Origin of the sequence: Sediminispirochaeta smaragdinae DSM 11293, assembly GCF_000143985.1 — a bacterium.
Lineage (GTDB): Bacteria > Spirochaetota > Spirochaetia > DSM-16054 > Sediminispirochaetaceae > Sediminispirochaeta > Sediminispirochaeta smaragdinae.
The window spans coordinates 504,316-519,483 of sequence record NC_014364.1; the positions used below are offsets into that span (position 1 = coordinate 504,316).

A 15,168-nucleotide genomic window follows, 5' to 3' on the forward strand; every position below is an offset into this window, starting at 1 on the left:
GCGGGAATTACAGTTTTTTTAGTTGCTTAAGCATAAAGAGCTTATTTGTCTCTACATATTGCTTCAGTTCCTCAAAATCATCTTTCATTTCCGTATCAGAGCCCGAAAGGACCAATACATTTGCCCGCCACCGGTACCAGAGATAGTGGCGTTGACGAATATTGATCACCCGCATGCGCCGAAGCTGGTTATCGAGGTAATCCATTAATTGAACATGATTTTCCTGCCCGGCAATATAATAGAGAGCAGTATCCGTTATGACCATTACCATCCGGGTAAAGCCTTCTCGTACGGCGGCATCATTTCGATATCCTTCTATCTTTATATCTTTGCTTCCGAGGGTAAGATCATATCCTGCTCTCCTGAGTTCTTTCCGTAGGGTGATGACGCCGTCTCGTACTTCCTGAAGAACCTCCGGATTACTTTTGCTGGATTCGAGTCTATGTCGCCACTGCCTGAGCATGTTTTCATAGCGGGGAAACAGCTTGGTTCTGCTGAGAAATACGGTTGTTTCCGATAGGAGTCTCCATGTTGATGAGAATTTTTCCGCAAGTTCATTTGTAAGGCGCCGAAGCACTCCTTTATCTTTCATAACTCCAATATCCGCATCCTTATCCCTTTTTGCAAGAGGAATTAGCGTATAGAATGATGATGAGGAGAAAAAATGAAGATACTTGTTCTTTCAGACATTCATGGAAATCGGGAGGCTCTTGAAACCGTTCTTTCCGAATGCGAGGGGGAGTATCAGCAAATCTGGTGTCTCGGTGATATTGTCGGCTATGGCCCTGATCCCAATGATTGTATTGAGATACTTGCCGGAAAGGAAGTTGTAGCGGTAATGGGAAACCATGATCTCGGTGCCGGAAGGGGAGAGAAATGGGATCTTTTTTCTCCGGTGGCGCGAACCATGATTGAATGGACGGCCGAGCGGTTGAGCGGACAAAGCAGGCACTATCTCTCTAAACTACCGGAGATCGCTTATCGGGATGGATATACTCTTGTCCATGGCAGTCCTGCAGGGCCTGTGTGGCGCTATATTCTGGATGGTCACTCGGCAGCCGAGGCTTTTTCTCTCATGGATACGCCTGCTTGTCTGTACGGGCATACCCATGTTCCGGCACTTTTTAGTCTGAGCAAACGAGCCCTCCGTTATCATCAGCCCCGTTACGGAAAAAGGATGAGGCCGCCGGGACAAATGTGGCTTGCCAATCCAGGAAGTTGCGGAATCCCTCGGGACGGCGACGGTCGTGCTGCATTTATCTTGCTCGACACAGAATCGGGTTTTTTTACTTTTCGGCGCATCGTCTATCCCAAGAATCGAACCGTGGAAAAGCTGAAGCGGCTGGGAGCGCCGTACCAATTGATTCAGCTTTTACAGTCCGATATTTGATGCACTGTTTTATGTTGTTGTATTTTAGATACCAACAAAAACGCCTTGAGAATTTTCTCAAGAAACGGTATAATCATTAAAAATTGTCCATTTTCTTATATCATTAAAAGGGGAAAGCTGTGTCGATACGGGGAAAGCTTATATTATTAGTTAGTGGCATCATCGTTGTCTTCCTGTTGGCAATCGGAGCCTATACCATTTCAAGGATGCCTTTGAAACAGATCCAGCAGGAACGTTATGTTTTTGATGACCTGAGGACTCGATTGATGACGTTACGTGCTGAGATGAACCGTCTCGACGCAACCAGCATAGAGCAGCAATGGAAGCAGGTTCAGGAAGCAAAAGCGGCAGTTGATGAGACCTTCATAATAGTGAAAAATCTCAAGACGCTGCCTTCCTTAAACGCCAAAATCGAAAAGTCGGTTTCCATTATCCTTAGGCTCGACGAGCTGTTCCGGGAAAAATATAGTGAAACAGAAAAGCTTGTGGGGCAGATGATGGATGCTGCGAAAGATGTCTTTGTCTTCTCCGGTTCCATCGAGATGCTAGATTTTTATACCAATGCCAGGGCAAAGTCCCATCCGAAGATCCAACAATACCAACTTCTGATCTCCAATTTTATTTCTGCGATCTATGTTGCCGATATGAACCTCAATTCTGCAGTTGAGGTTATCGGTGAACAGTACAGTATGATTGAAGATGAAGTGGCGAAGATTGAAAAGAAGAGTACCTATACGGTTCTCGGTATCATGGCGCTTCTCTTTTTGGTTATGGTTTTTGTTGCCGTGCGGATTGCAAATACCATTGGAAAGGGCGTTATAAAAATTGAGCGTGCCATTTCCGATTTGACCGATGGTGATTTGACCGTTCGTGCCGAGGTTATTTCAAAGGACGATCTCGGTCGCCTTAGTGCCGACCTGAATCGTTTTATCGAGGCTCTTTCAACCACCGTAGAGAATATCAAGATAACCAGCGGAGAGAATATCACCGTTAAAGAGGATCTTGTGGTCACTATCAACGAGACATCGGCATCGGTTCAGCAGATGAGTGCCGGAGCCTCTTCTATCAAAGATCAGATGTCCAAACTGGATGTTCAGATTCGGGAGTCCACGAAAGAGGTCGATGTCGTTACCGAGGGAATTGGTGGTCTGAGCGATGCTCTGAACGATCAGGTAGCCATGGTGGAAGAGTCCACCAGTTCGGTAACGGAAATGATCGCTTCAATCGGTAATGTTGCGGATATTACCCAGAAGAAACGGGCGGCCACCGAAAAATTGGTGCAGACCGCTCAGACCGGCGGAAATCAGCTTGATGCGACCACTGCTATTATCGAAGAGATAAACGGCCGGATAGGGGAGATTCGGGGAACCACCGATATCATTCAGAATGTGGCTGCCCAGACCAACCTCTTGGCCATGAATGCCGCCATTGAGGCTGCTCATGCCGGTGAATACGGTAGAGGCTTTGCCGTTGTAGCTGAAGAAATCCGAAAGCTTGCAGAGGCCTCTTCCCTTAATTCCAAGCAGATTGCCAAGGTCATCAAAGAGATGATTGCCCGTATTCAGGAGGCAAGCGATGCCGGTTCCGCTACAAAGCGCGCCTTTGCCGATATCGATACCGAGGTCAGGGGCGTGGCGAGCAGCCTTGATGAGATCAACTCCAGTATGATGGAGTTGCAGGCTGGAGGGCAGCAGATTCTTGAAGCAATGACAAGTCTTCAGGATGTTTCTTCGAAGGTCCGTGAAGGCGGTGATCAGATGGGTGATGCCGCCGGTACCGTCAAGGACGCCATGGCGCAGGTCGATCGTATCTCCGCCGAGGTCTTGGGCAGTATCAGCGAAATTACTGCCGGTCTTTCCGAGGTCGGTAATGCAATGATGACTGTCAGTGACCTCACTGAAAAGGTGAGCGGTATCTCAGAGGCTATGGATGAAGCGGTTCGCTTTTTCCGGACCGAAGAAAATGAGAGAGTGGAAGATGCGGAAGAGCTTGAGAGTTTCGACGAAGAGCATGATACTCAATCTGCACTTGAAACACTTGAAGTGCCGGACTTAGCCTCTGAAGAGGTCGAAGAGGATGAAAAAAGTAATGGAACCGAAGAGAGGGATACGGAGTAAGGATTCCGATATTCAATAAAGGAACAAAGTGGATAATACTATACCCACCCTTAAGCTCCGGCTTTCGGCTATGATGTTTTTACATTATTTTGCCACCGGGGCTTCGCTTCCTCTTATGAGTCTTTATCTCAACCAGGAGCTTGGTTTTGGGGGATCCGGAGCGGGGCTGATTCTTTCTTTTGCCTCCCTGGCTGCTTTTATTTCGCCTCTTCTGGGTGCCTTTGTAACCGATCGAATCATGTCGGCCGAACGCCTTTTTGCCTTGGTTGAATTCTTAGCCGCCGTTGCAATCTTTCTTTTGTATCTTCAGCGCTCCTTTCTGCCCGTCTTGTTGTGTTATCTCTTCTATATGAGTCTGATGGTCCCCGCAACTGCGATTTCGAATACCATTGTATTCCACCATTCACCGGATAGGGGAAATTCTTTCGGAGGAATCAGGCTATGGGGAACGATCGGGTGGGTCTGCTCCGGATGGCTCTTTAGCTTTTTCTGGCTTCGCCTCGGCAAGGGATCCGTTTCCGATGCGTTGGTAGCTACCGCCGTGGTCGATGTACTGCTGGGGATGTATGCGTTGACCCTGCCTTCTTCCCGTTCCTCTGCACCGAGGAGAAAAGAGTTGTTCCCTCGTGCGGCCTTCAAGGTCTTCACGAATCCCGGGGTCATTCTTGTCGGGATAACTGCTTTTTTGATGCAAATAACCCAGCGTTATTACTATTTTGGTATACCTCCCTATCTCCGTTCCCTTGGCTTCAGTGATGCCGTTATGCTACCCGCCATGAGCCTTGGACAGGTTATGGAGGCGGTTAGCATGCTCTTTCTGGTGATCCTCTTTCGCTTTTTTTCCTATCGAACGGTTATGATGCTTGGGGTGACGATGGAGATTTGCCGTTTCCTCGCATTTTATCTTGGAACAAGTCCCGCAAGTGCACTCCTTGGCATCGCATTCCACGGCCCTTCGTTTGCCTTTTTTTTCACCGTCTCCTTTATATATATAAATACCTTTGCAGATAAAGAGTCGAGAGCGGGGGTTCAGCAGCTTTTTTTCTTGATTATAGAGGGCTTTGGCACTTTGGCAGGTAGCCTGCTTTCCGGCTTTGTCTATGATCGAGCTACCGGAGTGGATGGCATCGTCGATTACCACCACTTTTGGGGAGTGCCGCTTGTGTTGGCTTTTTCCGTTTTTAGCCTGACTGTACTTTTGAGGCTCATTCCGGGATTGAAATCCCGTACTCGTTGATTTTGTTCAGAAGCGTTCTGCGGGTGATGCCCAGTTCTGCGGCACTTTTTTCCCTGTGTCCGTTATTTCTCAGAAGGGCTTCCAGAATCGCTTCTCGCTCCAGTTCTCGAAGACTGCCTTTGGGAGTTTGGGGCCCTTCTTCCTGATGAAGGGGGAAATCCTTACGTTCCAGCAGCGGTGGCTCTGCAAGGATCATCGCTCGTTCGACCATATTTTCCAACTCTCGAATATTCCCGGGAAAAGAATAGTGTTGCAGCGCTTTCATTGCATCGTCGGAGAAACCCGTGATTGTTTTTCCCATGGATGAGGCAAATTTGCTGCGAAAGGTCTCGGCCAGAAATGGAATATCTTCACGTCGTTCCCTCAGGGCAGGAAGCTGGAGATGGATGACGTTCAGCCGATAGTAGAGGTCATCTCTGAAGTCGCGCGCCTTTACCATTGCATCAAGATCCTTGTTTGTGGCGGCGATGATTCTGATATCAAGAGGGATTGTACCGGTACCGCCCACCCGCGTGACGGCTTTTTCCTGAAGTACCCTCAATAGCTTTACTTGAAGGGCGAGAGGCGCTTCACCTACCTCGTCGAGAAAGATGGTCCCCCCATTTGAAGCTTCAAAATAACCAATTTTTCTGTGATCCGCTCCGGTAAAGGACCCTTTTTCATAGCCGAACAACTCACTTTCCATGAGGCTCTCGGGTATTCCTCCAAGATTGACCGCCTGAAAATTGTTCTTGCTGCGATCGGAATGATTATGGAGGAAACGGGCCATTACCTCTTTTCCTGTGCCGCTTTCACCGGTAATGAGAACATTTGAGGCCGTCGGTGCCACCTTTCTCGCCAGAGAAAAAAGCTGTCGCATGGCAGGACTCTCCCCGGTGTAATCATCGTCGGTGGGTATCGTGTTGGTAAGCTTCTGAAGCTTTCGCCGCTCCAGCTCTCTTCTCAACCGAAGGATAAGTTCTTCGGGATCGAAGGGCTTTACTACATAGTCGACGGCCCCCTTCTTCATTGCCTGGACGGCATCTTCCACCTCTCCAAAGGCGGAGATCATAAAAACCGGGATATCGGGGCCGCTTTCACCGATCCACTCCAAGAGTTCGAGTCCGTTCATCCCTGGCATCTTCAGATCGGTGATGACCGCGTCAAAGTGGTGTTTCATGAGAAGCTGCTGAGCGGCAAGACCGTTGCTTGCCTCTTCGGTTTCTATGCCTTCAAGGGAAAAAAAGTGCGCTATTGATGTCCGCAGGTTTTTTTCATCATCAACAAGAAGTATGGTATACATAGCTCGTTATCCTTTCTGGTACAGGGGAAATGTGAGACGAAAGATGGTCCCGCCCGCCTCTTTATTCCGGCATTCTATCGATCCCCCTGCGTTTTCCGCGAAGCTCTTTACCAACGATAATCCCACTCCGAAGCCGTTTTGCTTGGTGGTGAAAAAGGGATGGAAAATTTTCTCTTTATCGTCGTAGGGAATCCCTTTCCCAGCGTCTGCAAAGGAGATCACGACACTGTTGCGAAGAAGCGATATGTCGACGCTAAGAGGGGGCGTGTCACTGCCTTGAGCCTCCCTGCCGTTTCTGAGGATATTCTCTACGGCAGAAACAAAAAGGGTTTTGTCGCAAAATATCCTGGGTGACCTGGCTTGTGTATTGTCATGGATTGTAACGGGAAAGGGCAGCCTTTGTGAACGTTCCTCAAGTAGGGGAACGAGCTCTATCGGTTCCGGCCTGCCTTTCGGCTGCTTGAGAAGCAGACGCACTCGATCGATCATATCGGAAATTCGTTCGGTCTCCTCTCCGATGATATCGAGGGAGGCGGTGAGGTCCTTATCCTTGCCGAACTGACGGCGAAGGATCTTTTCCTGCATGCTGATGACCGCAAGGGGGTTTTTCAGTTCGTGAGTCAAGGTCCTTGCCGCAGACCCTAGTTCGGTGAGGATCTTTTTCTCTTCGAGTTCCCGTTCATAGGAACGTACTCTTCGATAGAAAATCCAGCTGCTTGCAGATGCGCCGATAAAAAGCAGGGCCCCGAAGAGAAGCAAAAACACACGCGCCCTGGATTGGAAGAGAAAGGCTCCGGTGTCGTAATCCAAATAAAGGAACAGACGCCCCTGCGATTGCATGCCGACTCTTGCCCCCCGCCCCTGGAGATTGCCTGCCCCGTTCATACCTGCTCCCCCCAGGGCCCGGAGGAGCAGAAGGGATCCCTGTTTTTCTCGTATCCACCTCTCCTGCGGTATTCCGCTCGTCCTTCCGTGGGGGGAAGAGATGAAGCGTGTTGTATCCAATTTGGATGGATATGTCCCCCTGCCGATCACTGCATGGCCGTTGCTCCCGTATAGGGCGAACCCCCTCACATGATCAGGAAGGGGCGGTGGGTCGGATACCGATGAGGTGAGCATCTGTTCCGTCAGAAAAGAAGCGATTTTTCCGACCTCTGATTCTACCAAAAGCCTGTCGTGGCGTATGCTTTGTCTAATGAGAGAGCCAAAGCTTCCAAGTGCCAAGATCAGGGCGACAGCGGTGGTTAGTATCGGTATGATAAATCGTTGCTGTTTCATCGTGGGAACATAAAGTTGGGTTCGCTCACTACTCCTCGTTCGTTTTCGCTTTCTATAATAGCACGGAAAAGCTGCTGGTCGATGTGTTTAGGAATATACCGTTTGCCTATTTGATGAAGTTGGGCGTTGAAGCTTCTTAGGTGGTTACGGCTTCCCTTGTTGAGATTCTGATAGACTATCTTGATGTCTTTGTTATCACTCTCCTGAAGCAGTCGTTCAAGATCAAAGATATCAAGATCCTCGACGGTGGCACCGACCTCAAATGCAGAGGCGAGAGAGAGCGTTCCTTCATCGAGCAATTCCTCATAAAGCTGTTTGAGATGCTTGTTGTCGAATTCTCCCGGTGCCTCAGAGCCGGGCTCCTCAAGAGCGTAGCGTGTGATAAGCAGTTTCACCCATTCCATATGGCTTGCCTCGCTTTTGGCGATATTTGCAAAGATGGGGATATTCCATGCTTCATACAGGGCCTCGTAAAGATCATGTGCCAGCTTCTCCTCCTCGTGCATCAGCAGAATCCCCTCTCTCTCCGACTGACTCAAAGATGCAGGTTCAATCGTTTCGAGAATTTGCGAAAGCGGGAGCGCCTCTTGGGGGGGGCCTCCTCGTTGTGCGTGGAGAATCGGTGGGAATAGCATGATGGTGATGCACAGTAGAATTCCTGCAAAGTTTGATGATAGCTGTTTCATTGGTTGCCTCATTTCTGAACGTTGTCTACTTTTTTCTGGAGTAGGGCCTTGTACTGAGAGAATTCAAGGCCTGCAGCCCCAAGATGGTCTCTGATCACCTGGTCACGGTTGCCGGCCTTAATGCCAATAACTTCCTCAATAGTTAGGGTCGTCAGTCCGGCATCGAACAGCTGACCATACGTGGTGTTCCCTTTTATTTCCAGTGTACTCCCGGTCTCACTGGTGGGGGCTTTGGGCACCTCATTCGGGCTCTCCATTTCGACCCCGTAACGATCTTTCAGTTCGGCCCACCGTGCCTCATCAAGCTTACCTTCACGCCTAAGAAGAGCAAGGGCGGTATAGGGAAGTCTGGTATCCTCTTCAGCCTCATAGGGGATGGATGTGTAGAGACTTACAAAGAGTCGCATGCTGTCTGTCCCCACTTCTCCTTCAGCCGGTTGCGGGTAGGCTTCGAAGCTTTTCGGCTGGGTCGTTTCGGGTTCTCCACTCACTGCAAAGACGAAGGCCTCCGCCAATTGTGCCACGGGTATTTTGAAGGCCGATTCAATATTCTCGAAGGTATATGATCCTTTTATTGCCGCCGGATCATAGGCTCCCGCAAAGGGACCGCTTTCTATTCTTGTTGGGATTTTGCTGCTTTCGGTTCGCCAGTAACCGATGATCATGGAACCGCCGATACTGAGACCGAATAAGAGGACAATCGATAGGGCAAGGATTTTCCCCGATATGTTGAACTGCCTCATGCCTCTTTCCCTCCTCCTGCAAATTCTACCGTCCGGGGAACCGGGCAGGCTGCCTCGCTTGTGCATTTCAGACAGCTGATGCACTGATGGTTGCGTACCTTTTCTGCCGTTGAGACGGTGATGTTCATGGGGCAGGCCTTATCGCAGGCCTTACAGTTGATGCAGCTTGAATCGCGCCGCCGTATCCCGAAGATCCTTACAAGGTTGAAGAGGCCCAGGAGTGCTCCATAGGGGCAGGCGTACTTGCAGAAGGGGCGTTCTACCAAAAGCGAAAGCAGCAAAATAATGAATAGAATGACTATTCCGCTTATGGCGACTTCTCCGCTCCAGAAATTAAAAAGTGCATAGTAGGGATCATAATCGGCAAATATCAGTTTACCTGTCACTGTTGTACTATAGAGAACCCAGAGAAGAACAACATAGCGAAGGAAACGAAGGGGCCGATCGATTTTTGGAGAAAGGATCCTGTTGTACCTATTCCCAAAGATCTTCTTTCCTATCTTTCCCACGAACTCTTGAACGGTTCCGAAGGGACAGACCCATCCGCAAAAAGCGGGTCCGAAAAGAATGGCGATGAGAAAGGCTGCGATCATCAGTACGATCGACGACTCATGGATCTTTGAGATAAAGGTTCCGCTTGTGAAAAGCTGGCCCAGGGTAACTACCCCGCCAAACGGACAAACCGCATGGGTGGATGCCGAGGCAAACAGCGGGATGGTGGCCATCCCTTTCTCTTCAAGAGCATGATTAACAGTAATAAGTGCAATCACAATAAAGAAAAAGATTTGGACGAATGTCCGAAGAGTCTTTTTTCTCCTTTTTACCTGCTTCATTCCTGTTTCTCCTTTTAAAGATGGTTATGACCTGGACAAGGAAAGGCGGCCCCCTCGTAGCCGGGCCGCCCCTTGAGCTTCTGTTCCTTCGCTCTAGTTTGCCCGGTACATTCCGTAACCCCTACCGCTTCGTCCATAGCCTCCGGATCGGCCTCTTCCCGATGGACCAAACCCGCGAGAGGCTGTCATAAGTTCATATTCCCTCCCTTCTACCGTTGCTCTCCGCACTACCAGGTGACCGTCATTGGCCACAGGGCAGATATCAAGGGGGGCATAAAGATCAGCCTCTACCTCCATTGTCGTTCCTTCTTTGGGTAAAAATCCACTACGGGGATAACCGGGAGCACTAATCGTGTAGAGTTTCCCTCCGGACCGAAATAAATATTGCCCATCCTCCATGACCAAGGTTCCTTCGGCGTTGAGCTGCTCGAGTGGGGCTGCAAAACGTGAGCCGCTGCCTGCGACGCCTCTCACGGGAACGGCCTCTCTGGTTCCGTTTGCGAACAGTGCCACCGACATGAAAAGTAACCCGACGGTGATGATTGCCATTTTTCCGAATAGCTTCATGATTCCTCCTTGCCGCATTGCGGCTTCGTATGATTTCTACAACTGTATAAGCAGGAACCATGCCAATATTGATGTTGTTTTCTGGTAAGATTTCGAGAAGATTGGGGGCTCACAGGGGAAAAAATTTCCCATAGCAAAAAAATGGGAAATTTTTTCCCGGTGAGTTCGTCAACCGAGGATATGAGAGGCTGTTTGCCCCAAGGCGTCGGCCATTGCCGTTATTTCTGCTTTTTCAATAATCAATGGAGGCTGGAAGGCAAGCACGTTTCTGTTGACTCCGTTCTTGCCGATGAGGAACCCCTTTTCCTTCATTGCTTCAAGGATCTCGTCGGTTATATCAGGGGCGGCTTTGCCTTGATAAGCCCCTACCTCCATGCCTACCATCAGGCCCAATCCCCTTGGGGCGTTCAGAAAGGGGGCGGCCTTTGCCACCTGACGAAGTTCCGACATGAGCAGGTCTCCGTATTCCGCTGCCCGGGACACAAGCTTTTCCGATTTGATGAAATCGAGTACGGCAAGACCGGCTGTACATGATACGGGATTTCCTCCGAGGGTGGATGCCGAGGGCTTTGTAAAGGCGGCGGCAATGTCCGGCCTTGCAGCGAAGAAGCCAATGGGAAAGCCGTTACCGAGGGCCTTGGCTCCGGTAATCATGTCCGGCTCCACCGGGTAGTGCTCTATGGCAAACATCTTGCCGCTCCTTCCAAAGCCGCTTTGAATCTCGTCGCTGATCAGAAGTACCTTCTGCCGTTTCAGTTCGGCAGCTATGCGATCGAAAAAGGATGGGGGAAGCGGTCTGATCCCTCCGTTGCCCTGAATGGGTTCGACGATTAGGGCGGCCGTTTCCGGTCCCTCATTGAGGAGCAGTTCCATCACCGCCGACTCATCTGAGGCGAAGCTGACAGGAACCTCGTCTACAAAGGGATCGGTTCTCCACATGGGGATTGCCGTTACCCCTGTTGTGAGAAAGGTACGACCGTGAAGCGATCCCTCCATGGCGATGAATTTTCGTTTTTGGGTAAACAATCGCGCTGCCAGCAGGGCGCTTTCGTTGGCCTCGGATCCGGAATTGCAGAAAAAGCTTCGACATATGGTTCCCGGGAGTATTTCTGCGAGACGGCGGGCAAGCTCGACAACCGGCTGGGTAAGGTAGATGGAGGTGGTATGCTGAAGGGTGTTCAGCTGCTGTATAACACGATTGTTGATCTGCGGGTTGCAGTGTCCGCAGCTCATGACCGAAACCCCGGCAAAAAAATCGGTGTAAACCTTCCCGGTGCTGTCGTAGACCTTGGTCCCTGAGGCCCGCACGATTTGGGGCGGCCTTCGGTAGAAATGATAGGAACAGGGAATCAAGTATTTTTGCTTCAACTCGATAATCTTTTCCGGACCAAGGTACTCACTGTTTTTGTCAGTATTGATATGCGCCATAGGTACATCCTTTCGATTGAGCTTGTAATGATTCGAGAACGAGATCTCCCTTTTCAGGATGATCCATACAGGTGAGGGCTGCTTTCATGATACTGCTTGTCTCTTCCGGCCCATAGGCCTGCAACTCCAGCCTCAGCAGGTCGTATCCCGACTTCATGAAGATATCCGTAAGGGGCATCAGCGTGAGCTCCTTTACCGGTAACAGGTGATAATGGTTCCAGTAATCTCTCTTGATCTGGAGTCTTCCGGCCTCTGTCTCCAAGAACCATGAGTCTGCTTTACGACCGCTAACGTCATGATCAAGATACATGACGTCGGGTAATCCATGATAGATAAGTTCGGCCTCACCTGTGCAACCCGCTGCGGCAGCCAGGGTCGGCAAGCGTATCAGGGAAGGGGCGGGAAGCTCTATCGAAGAGGTCCAGCCCTTCGCTCCCGCTTCCTCATAAAAGGCGGCAGCCTGTGGGTTGTATATATTCATCGAGCTGTCACAGGTTAATTGATACTCTTCTCCTTCAAAAAGGCGAAAAAGCCCAAGATTGCTCAAAAGAAAACCATCGACCGAAGGTTTTTGGGCAAGATAGGCTCTGAAAAGAGAGAACTGGCTATCTGTTACCATTCTGGGAAAGGCAAGAAAAAGCGTGATATCACTCTTTCTGCACTCCTTTTGAAAGCCGTCAAGTTCGGATAGGGTAAAGGGCATCACCGGTGCAAAGGGCTCGCTCGAGAGGTAGATCCTCCTTATCCCGCTCCCCGATTTGAGAACACGTCGTCCCTGTTCGATAGAATTGACCCGCACCGATAGACCCGGCTGCCCTGGGGAGGGCTTTAGAGTCCTCTGTATTTCGAGGAGCCGTGCACGGAGTTTTTCGGTTTGTACCGCATCTACCTCCCGCTCCTTTGTCGGGGTACTGAACATCTTTTTTGTAGAGTAGAAATCTCCTGTGCCTTCTCCCCTTGTATTGATATTCTCCAGGCCCGGAACCCCAAATGCATAGCCTGTGGAAAAATCCCGCTTTTTGAAGGGCTCGACAGCGGAGCTTTCCGGCCGCATCTGCCCAAGGGGATCGGCAAGAAATGCATCAAAGGCCCTGCCGTAGGTATCAACGAGCCCCGTAATGAACTCCTTTGAACGCATCCTTCCTTCTATTTTAAAGGATACGACTCCGGCATCCAAAAGCTCCCACAGGTGGGCGTAGAGGTTCATATCCTTAACCGCAAGAGGGAAGGGATGGCCGGAGGCGCCTTGCGGCTGTGTAGGCTGTGTATAGGGCCATCGACAAGGCTTGAGACAACGGCCCCTGTTACTCGACATACCGAAGAGATAGGAGCTGTAGTAGCACAGTGAGCCATGTGCAACACACATATCTCCGTGGGTAAAATATTCGAGTTCCACATTTGTCTGCTTGGCAATGGCCTTAACCTCGGAGAGCGGCATCTCACGGGAGAGAACAACCCGTTTGATGCCGTGTGCTTCAAGAACATTGATCATTTCGGTGTTGTGGACATTCATCATCACCGATGCATGGAGTGGTATGCTAAGCTTCAAGCGATTGATAAGCGAGAGAATCGCCGTGTCCTGAATGATAATGGCATCGGGGCCGATCTCTTCCAGAAAAATCAGATATTCTTCTGCCTCGGCCAATTCGTTTTCATCAAGTAAGCTGTTTACCGTGATGTATATGTTTTTATCGGCTTCCCGTGCTAAAAAGACGGCCTCTCTTAATTCTTCCCTGGAAAGGTTGTAGCCCTTCCGTATCATTCTCATATTCAGTTGACTTCCTCCGCAATAGACGGCATCGCAGGAAGAGTGCATGAGTTCTTTGAAAATCTCGAAGGTTCCGGCCGGTGCAAGGAGCTCTATCTGTTTGTTGTTATACACTCTGCTCATAGCGGTAGTATACCGAATCAAAACGGTTTCTTCTTCCCCTCCCTGTGGGAGAGGATCCCAGTCGACGATAACCGTCAATACACGGAGAAAGGGCCTGCTTTATCAATAATAGGGAGGTATCCGATCGGCGGATACCTCCTATCTGTTCAATGCAATATGATTACTGTGGCGAGGGTGGAGTAAAGGGGATAACCCACCGTTCGGCGTCCTGAGCCAGAGCCGGGAAGGAGAGCAGAAACATCTCTCCTTTCCCCTTGATATGAAAACTGAGCTTTTTAGCGGCTATTTCATTGTACTGCTTATCGTAGATGGTAACCGTCGCCTTATGACCTTTCCCCGGAACAAGAACCATATCACGATCCCGGGGATAAAGCTCGACAGGCTCGTGATGGTCTATCTGGACCGTTACCATCTCCAGTGCCTGATAGCTGATACCGTCAATCTCCATATCTTTATTATCGAGCAGGAGGGTGTAGCCTTTGCCGTTTATATACAGCAAAACGGCAATAAGTACGACTATGATGAACCCCACCGAGCGGACGAGAAGTTTTCGTTTTATCACGCTTCTGCCTCCTCTGTAGGACTGTCGCCTCCTTGTAGGCCTGCGCCTGCCCTTGCCCGTTCCTGCTCTTTTAGCCGTTTCCATGCGTGCAGTACCAGGGCTATGGAGATGACACCGTAAGAGATAAATACCCTGAAGTACTCACCGAGCATTGCGGAACCGATGAGGTTCTTGCCTGCCATGGGACTGACGATGAACATCAGGTGGAAGAGAATAACGCCGAGAAAGACGTTTCCGATCTTCGCTTTGCTCACCGTTGCCCCACCGATAAGAATGGCTGCGATAGAAAACATGCCGATCTGCTCATGGCTGTTATAGGTATTCATGGTCCCGATGTTTTGCAGATAAATGATCTGCCCGATCCCTGCCAATACCGTTGAGATGATAATGGCGGTAATTCTCGTCTTTTCCACGGCGATTCCCGCGGCATCGGCCACGGCCATATCCTGGCCGATGGCCCTCATGTCCTGGCCAAGTTTTGTCTTCTTGAACCAGAGGATGAAAAGACAAAGCAGGGTTATAAACATGAAGGTTGCAAGCGGAATATTAATGCCGAATATCTTAAGGGGAATGAGATTATCCATCACCTGCCGCACATTGATCAGGTTTACAGCATTTCTGATACCGTAGCCCCTGCTGAGTACTAAGGCATTACTTCCGATCCTAATAACACTTCCCATACCGTAGAGGACGATCAGCTGATAAATGCCGTTTGCAAAGAAAGCAAGAATGAAACTGGTGACCATCTCTCGCCCCTTTGCCTTGTTCAGTATTTGTCCCGTGGCATAACCGAAGAGAAGGGACATGGGGATCGAGAGAATCATAGCCAGGAAAAGTCCGTTTAGGCCGATGATGTTCCAGTCCGTGACGAAGATCAGGGCGATCTGGCCTGCCATTGCCCCGAGGGTCATCCCAAAATTGAGCCCCATACCGGCCATAATGGGAATGATCAGGCTTAAAACGAGGAAGCTGTTACGAACCAGTCTGGTTATCAGTTCCTGGATAAGATATCCTGCGGAGAATCCTGAAGCCGGAATGGCCAGTATACTGATGATGATAAAGAGTGTGGGAACCGGATATTCGGAAATGAGAAGCTTAACCCGTTTGAGGGGAGAGACCTTGGAGGCACTTGTTGCTTTTCTTTCTTTCATCGT

At 49.9% G+C, this 15,168-nt stretch carries 14 protein-coding genes; 3 read left to right on the forward strand and 11 right to left on the reverse strand.

Features of this window, described 5'->3' with window-relative positions:
* Positions 1-7: 7 nt before the first annotated feature.
* On the reverse strand, positions 8-592 hold the full coding sequence (locus SPIRS_RS02485; protein WP_013253101.1) for a hypothetical protein: 585 nt from the start codon (positions 590-592) through the stop codon (positions 8-10).
* A 72-nt stretch (positions 593-664) separates the two neighbouring features.
* Here SPIRS_RS02485 and SPIRS_RS02490 point away from each other — a divergent pair, with 72 nt between their 5' ends.
* From SPIRS_RS02490 to SPIRS_RS02500, 3 genes are all read left to right on the forward strand, one after another.
* On the forward strand, positions 665-1,390 hold the full coding sequence (locus tag SPIRS_RS02490; RefSeq protein WP_013253102.1) for a metallophosphoesterase family protein: 726 nt from the start codon (positions 665-667) through the stop codon (positions 1,388-1,390).
* 119 nt (positions 1,391-1,509) lie between these two features.
* The gene (locus SPIRS_RS02495; RefSeq protein ID WP_013253103.1) at positions 1,510-3,507 is read left to right on the forward strand and encodes a methyl-accepting chemotaxis protein; all 1,998 of its coding nucleotides are present in this window, start codon (positions 1,510-1,512) and stop codon (positions 3,505-3,507) included.
* A 28-nt stretch (positions 3,508-3,535) separates the two neighbouring features.
* A complete protein-coding gene (locus SPIRS_RS02500; RefSeq protein ID WP_013253104.1) occupies positions 3,536-4,744 on the forward strand; it encodes an MFS transporter in 1,209 nt (402 codons plus the stop codon).
* On the opposite strand, the gene SPIRS_RS02505 is transcribed toward SPIRS_RS02500, so the two are convergent.
* The 10 genes from SPIRS_RS02505 to SPIRS_RS02550 all read right to left on the reverse strand — a co-directional run bounded on the left by SPIRS_RS02505 (position 4,713) and on the right by SPIRS_RS02550 (position 15,165).
* The gene (locus SPIRS_RS02505) at positions 4,713-6,026 is read right to left on the reverse strand and encodes a sigma-54-dependent transcriptional regulator (RefSeq protein WP_013253105.1); all 1,314 of its coding nucleotides are present in this window, start codon (positions 6,024-6,026) and stop codon (positions 4,713-4,715) included. The two genes, SPIRS_RS02500 and SPIRS_RS02505, sit on opposite strands and share 32 nt — an antisense overlap.
* A 6-nt stretch (positions 6,027-6,032) precedes the next feature.
* Positions 6,033-7,304 (reverse strand): sensor histidine kinase, encoded by a 1,272-nt coding sequence (locus SPIRS_RS02510; RefSeq protein ID WP_013253106.1) that lies wholly within the window; start codon positions 7,302-7,304, stop codon positions 6,033-6,035.
* Positions 7,301-7,990 (reverse strand): DUF2202 domain-containing protein, encoded by a 690-nt coding sequence (locus SPIRS_RS02515; RefSeq protein WP_013253107.1) that lies wholly within the window; start codon positions 7,988-7,990, stop codon positions 7,301-7,303. Before SPIRS_RS02515 ends, SPIRS_RS02510 begins: the two co-directional genes overlap by 4 nt.
* Before the next feature lie 8 nt (positions 7,991-7,998).
* Entirely contained in the window at positions 7,999-8,733 is a 735-nt protein-coding gene (locus tag SPIRS_RS02520) for a hypothetical protein (RefSeq protein ID WP_013253108.1), read from the reverse strand.
* The gene (locus SPIRS_RS02525; RefSeq protein WP_013253109.1) at positions 8,730-9,566 is read right to left on the reverse strand and encodes a 4Fe-4S binding protein; all 837 of its coding nucleotides are present in this window, start codon (positions 9,564-9,566) and stop codon (positions 8,730-8,732) included. Before SPIRS_RS02525 ends, SPIRS_RS02520 begins: the two co-directional genes overlap by 4 nt.
* Positions 9,567-9,659: 93 nt before the next feature.
* A complete protein-coding gene (locus SPIRS_RS02530) occupies positions 9,660-10,133 on the reverse strand; it encodes a hypothetical protein (RefSeq protein ID WP_013253110.1) in 474 nt (157 codons plus the stop codon).
* 168 nt (positions 10,134-10,301) lie between these two features.
* Positions 10,302-11,561 (reverse strand): aspartate aminotransferase family protein, encoded by a 1,260-nt coding sequence (locus SPIRS_RS02535; protein ID WP_013253111.1) that lies wholly within the window; start codon positions 11,559-11,561, stop codon positions 10,302-10,304.
* A complete protein-coding gene (locus tag SPIRS_RS02540) occupies positions 11,542-13,452 on the reverse strand; it encodes a U32 family peptidase (RefSeq protein WP_041866199.1) in 1,911 nt (636 codons plus the stop codon). The genes SPIRS_RS02535 and SPIRS_RS02540 overlap by 20 nt, the downstream gene beginning before the upstream one ends.
* A 160-nt stretch (positions 13,453-13,612) precedes the next feature.
* A complete protein-coding gene (locus tag SPIRS_RS02545; protein ID WP_013253113.1) occupies positions 13,613-14,014 on the reverse strand; it encodes a DUF6672 family protein in 402 nt (133 codons plus the stop codon).
* Entirely contained in the window at positions 14,011-15,165 is a 1,155-nt protein-coding gene (locus SPIRS_RS02550) for an ABC transporter permease (protein ID WP_013253114.1), read from the reverse strand. Before SPIRS_RS02550 ends, SPIRS_RS02545 begins: the two co-directional genes overlap by 4 nt.
* Positions 15,166-15,168 lie beyond the last annotated feature (3 nt).

What these genes read in the sequence shown, in the direction of transcription:
- SPIRS_RS02510 (WP_013253106.1), bottom strand. Translation starts at nt 7,304, where the DNA reads ATGAAACAGCAACGATTTATCATACCGATACTAACCACCGCTGTCGCC.
- SPIRS_RS02535 (WP_013253111.1), bottom strand. Translation starts at nt 11,561, where the DNA reads ATGGCGCATATCAATACTGACAAAAACAGTGAGTACCTTGGTCCGGAA.
- SPIRS_RS02515 (WP_013253107.1), bottom strand. Translation starts at nt 7,990, where the DNA reads ATGAAACAGCTATCATCAAACTTTGCAGGAATTCTACTGTGCATCACC.
- SPIRS_RS02485 (WP_013253101.1), bottom strand. Translation starts at nt 592, where the DNA reads ATGAAAGATAAAGGAGTGCTTCGGCGCCTTACAAATGAACTTGCGGAA.
- SPIRS_RS02505 (WP_013253105.1), bottom strand. Translation starts at nt 6,026, where the DNA reads ATGTATACCATACTTCTTGTTGATGATGAAAAAAACCTGCGGACATCA.
- SPIRS_RS02525 (WP_013253109.1), bottom strand. Translation starts at nt 9,566, where the DNA reads ATGAAGCAGGTAAAAAGGAGAAAAAAGACTCTTCGGACATTCGTCCAA.
- SPIRS_RS02520 (WP_013253108.1), bottom strand. Translation starts at nt 8,733, where the DNA reads ATGAGGCAGTTCAACATATCGGGGAAAATCCTTGCCCTATCGATTGTC.
- SPIRS_RS02490 (WP_013253102.1), top strand. Translation starts at nt 665, where the DNA reads ATGAAGATACTTGTTCTTTCAGACATTCATGGAAATCGGGAGGCTCTT.
- SPIRS_RS02550 (WP_013253114.1), bottom strand. Translation starts at nt 15,165, where the DNA reads ATGAAAGAAAGAAAAGCAACAAGTGCCTCCAAGGTCTCTCCCCTCAAA.
- SPIRS_RS02530 (WP_013253110.1), bottom strand. Translation starts at nt 10,133, where the DNA reads ATGAAGCTATTCGGAAAAATGGCAATCATCACCGTCGGGTTACTTTTC.
- SPIRS_RS02540 (WP_041866199.1), bottom strand. Translation starts at nt 13,452, where the DNA reads ATGAGCAGAGTGTATAACAACAAACAGATAGAGCTCCTTGCACCGGCC.